Here is a 4744-nt window from a genome sequence, read left to right as displayed (position 1 = left end):
CGTCGCGCAGGCGTTCGGGATGGACGTGATCGCCTGGAGCCCCCACCTCACGACCGAGCGCGCCGAACCGGCCGGGGTGCGTGCGGTCGACAAGGCCACCCTGTTCGAGACCAGCGACATCGTCTCGCTCCATCTCGTCCTCTCGGAGACCACGCGTCGCATCGTCGGACATGCCGACCTGGCGGCGATGAAGCCGACCGCCCACCTGGTCAACACGTCCCGCGCCGGACTGGTCGACACCGCGGCGCTGATCGCCCATCTCGGGTCCGGCACGCTCGCCGGCGCCGGCCTGGACGTCTTCGACGTCGAGCCGCTTCCCGCCGACGACGTGCTGCGCCACCTCCCGAACGTGGTCGCGACCCCGCACCTCGGCTACGTCACCGAGGACAACTACCGCCGCTTCTACTGCGGCGCCGTCGAGGACATCGCCGCCTGGCTGGCCGGTGACCCGATCCGCACCCTCCTGCCGAAGGACACCGATGCCTGATCCGAGCCGGCACGCCGCCGATCTGGCGCCCACCGGAACCCTGCGCGCCTCGATCAACCTCGGCAACCCCGTCCTCGCCCAAGGCACCCCCGAGGCTCCGAGCGGGGTCACCGTGGACATCGCCCGGGAGCTGGCGCGCCGGCTCGGCGTACCCGTCTCCTTCCAGTGCTTCGACGCCGCCCGCAAGTCCTTCGAGGCGCTGCGGACCGGGGCCGCCGACGTCGCCTTCCTCGCCGTCGAGCCCGCCCGGGCCGCCGAGGTCGAGTTCACCGCGCCGTACGTCCTCATCGAGGGTGTCTACGCCGTCGCCGCCGACTCCCCCATCCGGACCGCGGACGACGTGGACCGCCCCGGCGTTCGGGTGGGGGTGAAGGAGGGTTCGGCCTACGACCTCTTCCTGACCCGTACGCTGGAGAAGGCCGAGGTCGTACGCGGCACCGACGGCATCGACGTCTTTCGCGAGCTCGGGCTCGAGGCCGCCGCCGGCATCCGGCAGCCCCTCTCCCGGCATGTCGCCGCCGATCCGGGCCTGCGGCTGGTCGAGCCGCGATTCATGCAGATCCGCCAGGCCGTGGCGATCGCGCGTGATCACCAGCCGGCCACCGTGAGCTTCCTGCACGACCTGGTCGAGGACATGAAGTCGAGCGGCGCGATCGCCGAGTCCCTGGCTCGATCGGGTCAGGACGCGTCGATCGCCCCGCCGGCCCCCTGACCGGACCGGAGGGCCGGATCGGCTGTGGTCACCGGGGGCGGCGCCGGACGTAGGGCGTCGTGGTGCCCACCTTCGCGAGCCCCGAGCGCTCGAGGATCGGCCTGGAGAACTCGGTGGAGTCGCTGTGGATGTAGCGCTTGCCCAAGGTCATGGCGGTGCGGGCCCGAGCCGCGGTGAGGGCACGGTAGATGCCACGGCCGCGCCACCTCTCCAGCGTCGCGCCGCCCCAGATGCCGGCGAACTCCGTGCCCGGCACCATGTCGATCCGGCCGGCACTGACGATCTCGCCGTCCGCCTCCGCGACCCACATCTCGCTCTCTCCCGCAGCGATCCCACGCAGCTGGCTCTCGACCCGAGCCTCCGAGGCCGGTGAGCCGAAGACGCTGTCCTGCACGATGCTGGCGGCGCGTACGTCCTCCTCGCTGGTGATGGCACGCAGACCGACCCCGTCGGGCAACATGACGTCGACGGCGAGGAGCCGGGCCTCGCCGACCATGATCGACTCCGGCTCCTCGTCCACGAACCCGCGGCTCAGCAGCGTCTCGTGCAGCCCCGGGGCGTGGTCGTGACCGCGGGTCTTCCACTCGACCTCCTCGATCGCCGGGTCGGCGTCGAAGTGCGCCACCGCCGCCGCGACCAGAGCCTCGACCCCGGCCTCGTCGGCCCCGCCGAGGTCCTGGTAGGAGACGAAGCCCCGCCCGCCGCCGAAGGTGATCAGCCGCAGCGGGCCGTGCCGGATCACCGACACCGCTCCGGGAGTCTCGGCATCGGTTCGCAACTGCTCGTCATAGGCCTTCAGCACGGCGAGAAACCTACGCCGAAGTCGTACCCCGAAGCATGTAGTTATCCGGCAGCCGGCTCCGTTCCCCTCGTGAATGGCGCTTACAAGGAGCGCCCGAAGTGGAAAGGTGAGGACATGCCTCGCTACCTGATGATCCTCGACTACACCGGCGGCACCGACAAGACTCCGGGCGGGATGGCCGGCTGGACCGCGGACGAGCTGCAGGGGCACGCCAACTACTACGAGGCGCTCAACAAGGCGCTGACCGAGTCCGGCGAGCTCGTCCACCTCGAGGCGTTGACGCCGCCCGACCAGGCGTTCGTGGTGACCTCCGACGGCACCGACAAGACCGTGACCGACGGACCGTTCCAGGAGTTCAAGGAGTGGGTCGCCGGCTACATGATCGTGGACGCCGAGACCGAGGAGAGGGCGCTGGAGATCGCCGGGCTCTACTCGGCGGTCCCGGGCGCCGGTGGTCGCCCGACCCAGCAGGCCATCCAGGTGCGACGGATGTACCACGGCACCGACGGCTCCGCGGTCGAGGACACCATCGCCTTCGGAGAGGCGAACATCGAGTGACCGACGAGACCGCGGAAGGGCTGCTTCCCGACAGTGACCTGCTGCGTGACCTCACGCCGCAGGTCGTCGCCATCGTCACCCGTCGCTGCGGGGACTTCTACGATGCCGAGGACGCGGTGCAGGAGGCGCTGGTCGAGGCGGTGCGCACCTGGCCCGAGCGCGGCATCCCGGAGAACCCCCGCGGCTGGCTGGTCACCACCGCGATGCACCGCCTCGTCGACGCCAAGCGCAGCGAGTCGCGCCGCCGCGACCGCGAGCGCGCCGACCATCTCGCCGAACCCGAACGGCAGGAGACGTACGCCGATACGTTTGCTTCGGGCTCCGCTTCGGCGGCAGACGACTCCCTCGACGTACTCCTGCTCTGCTGCCATCCCAGCCTCACCCCCGCCTCGGCAGTGGCGCTGACCCTGCGCGCGGTCGGCGGGCTCACCACCCGGGAGATCGCGAACGCCTACCTCGTCCCGGAGAAGACGATGGCGCAGCGGATCTCCCGGGCGAAGGCGACGATCAAGGGACGGTCGCTCGGGATCGACGGTTCCGCCGACCTCGCCGCACGGATCCCGGCGATGCTGAAGGTGCTCTACCTGCTCTTCAACGAGGGGTACGTCGCGACCGAAGGTGACCACCTCCAGCGGGTCGACCTGTGTGCCGAGGCGATCCGGCTGGCTCGGCTCGCCCGCGGCGCGCTCGCCCGGATGACGGGGAGCGGCCACGGCGAGCTCGGTGGGCTGCTGGCGCTGATGCTGCTGCTCGACGCCCGCCGGCCGGCCCGGGTCGACGCGCACGGCGCTGTGGTGCCGCTGGCCGATCAGGACCGGAGCCTGTGGCGGCCGGAGTCCACCCGCGAAGGGGTCACGCTGGTCGAGACCGTGATCGGCACCGGCCGGCCGGGGACGTATCAGATCCAGGCCGCCATCGCCGCGCTCCACAACCGCGCGGCCTCCGCGGAGGAGACCGACTGGCTGCAGATCACCGCGCTCTACGGGCTGCTGGAGAAGGTCGCGCCCGGACCCATCGTGACACTCAACAAGGCCGTCGCCGTCGGGTACGCCGACGGTCCGGGTCCGGCGCTCGCGCTGGTCGACGGCCTGCTGCGCGACTCGGACGACAGCTTCGCCGATCACGCTCGGGTGCCTGCCGTGCGCGCTCATCTGTTGGAGCTCGCCGGCGACCTGGACGGTGCTGCCGCTGCGTACGATCTCGCCGCGGCACGCGCCACGAACCTCGCCGAGCGGCGATTCCTGACCTCGAAGGCGGCCGCTCTGCGCGATGCGCGCTGGTGAGTTCTACTGAGAACCATTCTCAGGCTAGGCTGTGCCTGTGATCGAACTGCGCACGCCGACCCAGATCGAGCAGATGAAGCCTGCCGGCCGTTTTGTGGCCGATGTCCTGACCGCCCTCCGCGAGCATGCCGCCGTCGGCGTCAACCTGCTCGAGCTCGACGAGCTGGCGCACAAGATGATCAAGGACCGCGGCGCGGAGTCGTGCTACATCGACTACCACCCGAGCTTCGGCGCGATGCCGTTCGGCAAGGTGCTGTGCACGTCGGTCAACGACGGCGTGCTGCACGGCCTGCCCTTCGACTACAAGCTGGCCGACGGTGACCTCCTCAGCGTCGACTTCGCGGTCAGCGTCGACAACTGGGTCGCCGACTCCGCTCTGTCCGTCGTCGTCGGCACGCCGCGCCAGGAGGACCTCGACCTGATCGAGACCACCACCCAGGCCCTCGCGGCCGGCATCGACGCCGCCCGGGTCGGCAACAAGATCGGCGACATCTCGCACGCGATCGCCAGCGTCGCGCGCGCCAAGGACCTCAAGATCAACACCCAGTTCGGCGGCCACGGCGTCGGGCGCACCATGCACGGCGACCCGCACATCGCCAACGACGGTCGCCCCGGGCGCGGCTTCAAGCTGCAGCCGGGCCTGGTCATCGCGATCGAGCCGTGGTTTCTGCACACCACCGACGAGATCTTCACCGACCCCGACGGCTGGACGCTCCGTAGCGCCGACGGCTCCCGCGGCGCCCACATGGAGCACACCATCGCCATCACCGAGGACGGCCCGCTCATCCTCACCGCTCGCGACTGAGCAGTCACCTCTGCAGGTCGAGGCGTCACGTACGCAGGCCGAAGAGTCACTTCTGCAGGCCGAGTTGGCACGCCAGTGACTTCTCGGCCTGCAGAAG

General features: G+C 70.5%; 6 protein-coding genes. 5 read left to right on the top strand and 1 reads right to left on the bottom strand.

The features are described from left to right. Positions 1-487, top strand: a 487-nt coding sequence (locus ACRDPS_RS00145; protein WP_431499584.1) for an NAD(P)-dependent oxidoreductase, incomplete at its 5' end; no start/stop codon positions are given. Further along, entirely contained in the window at positions 480-1199 is a 720-nt protein-coding gene (locus tag ACRDPS_RS00140; protein WP_431499583.1) for a transporter substrate-binding domain-containing protein, read from the top strand. The genes ACRDPS_RS00145 and ACRDPS_RS00140, both read left to right, overlap by 8 nt. Before the next feature lie 28 nt (positions 1200-1227). Here ACRDPS_RS00140 and ACRDPS_RS00135 read toward each other — a convergent pair whose 3' ends face one another. Beyond that, positions 1228-2001 (bottom strand): GNAT family N-acetyltransferase, encoded by a 774-nt coding sequence (locus ACRDPS_RS00135; protein WP_431499582.1) that lies wholly within the window; start codon positions 1999-2001, stop codon positions 1228-1230. Between the two features lie 114 nt (positions 2002-2115). Between ACRDPS_RS00135 and ACRDPS_RS00130 the strand changes: the two genes are divergently transcribed. From ACRDPS_RS00130 to map, 3 genes are read left to right on the top strand one after another with little or no spacing between them, the layout of a single operon-like run. Beyond that, positions 2116-2559 (top strand): YciI family protein, encoded by a 444-nt coding sequence (locus ACRDPS_RS00130; RefSeq protein WP_431499581.1) that lies wholly within the window; start codon positions 2116-2118, stop codon positions 2557-2559. Then, the gene (locus tag ACRDPS_RS00125) at positions 2556-3842 is read left to right on the top strand and encodes an RNA polymerase sigma factor (protein WP_431499580.1); all 1287 of its coding nucleotides are present in this window, start codon (positions 2556-2558) and stop codon (positions 3840-3842) included. Before ACRDPS_RS00130 ends, ACRDPS_RS00125 begins: the two co-directional genes overlap by 4 nt. A 37-nt stretch (positions 3843-3879) precedes the next feature. Beyond that, complete coding sequence (gene map, locus ACRDPS_RS00120) at positions 3880-4647, top strand: type I methionyl aminopeptidase (protein ID WP_431499579.1); 768 nt, start codon at positions 3880-3882, stop codon at positions 4645-4647. Positions 4648-4744 lie beyond the last annotated feature (97 nt).

It is taken from the genome of Nocardioides sp. (assembly GCF_050699375.1).
GTDB lineage: Bacteria > Actinomycetota > Actinomycetes > Propionibacteriales > Nocardioidaceae > Nocardioides.
This window is presented reverse-complemented; position numbering and strand designations above follow the sequence as displayed.

Excerpts from the sequence above, each read along its gene's own strand:
- ACRDPS_RS00140 (WP_431499583.1), top strand. The coding sequence starts at position 480 with ATGCCTGATCCGAGCCGGCACGCCGCCGATCTGGCGCCCACCGGAACC.
- ACRDPS_RS00130 (WP_431499581.1), top strand. The coding sequence starts at position 2,116 with ATGCCTCGCTACCTGATGATCCTCGACTACACCGGCGGCACCGACAAG.